The 789-nt window shown below is 36.5% G+C and carries 1 protein-coding gene; it reads right to left on the reverse strand.

Translation table 11 applies throughout. The features are described from left to right. Window positions 1-148 precede the first annotated feature (148 nt). A partial coding sequence (locus H5975_RS08375) for an IS30 family transposase (RefSeq protein WP_204785630.1) occupies window positions 149-789 on the reverse strand: 641 nt, incomplete at its 5' end.

Raw genomic sequence — 789 nt, forward strand, 5'->3', positions numbered from 1 at the left:
TGCTATTAGTGGTAATTTATCTAGTGCATAATTTCCGATAAAACAACCTCACAAAATCTGTATTTAATTTTCTACTAGTAGTTAAAAACCGTTGGTCAATTACTGGCTAACAGTTTAATTATTATCGTTGTGTTTATGGGACGAATTGTCAAACTGAGTGCAACGGTTCTTCAAAAAATACCTCACATGGAGTTTCATAGTTTAATACTTTTATTGGACGTCGGTTTAGTTGATACTGACAGAAGTCGACGTCCTTTTCTGTGTAATTATCAATATCGGCCCCTTTAGGAAAATATTCTCTAATCAGACCATTAGTGCCACGTTGTTCTGTCGAGTATGGATCTGGCCAATAAATAGTGACTCCTAAGCGTTCTTGGACTTCGTCCAAGCTAAGGAACTCTCGACCGTGATCCGGGGTGAGAGAATGTACGAATTCTTTTGGAATGGAACCTAAAAGATCTATTAATCCTTGATTAACATCACCGGTTTCCTTATGATCTATCTTTTTGATCAAAGCCAACCGACTTAAACGATCAACCACTGTTAAAAGAAACGAATGTCCTGTTTTTCCCATTATGGTATCAATTTCCCAATCACCAATACGTTGACGATCATTAATAAACTTAGGACGATCATGAATTGAAAGATAATTAGTTTTTGGTTCCTGATGTTTTCTAGTATTTTTAGGATGACGTGTACGGTGTTTATGTCTTAAATGTCTTTTAATTCCCGTATCACCGTGTGACGAGAACTTCTCACCCAAATTATGCTTATAGATGTGTCGGTAGA

It is taken from the genome of Limosilactobacillus coleohominis (assembly GCF_016901675.1).
GTDB classification, from domain to species: Bacteria; Bacillota; Bacilli; order Lactobacillales; family Lactobacillaceae; genus Limosilactobacillus; species Limosilactobacillus intestinavium.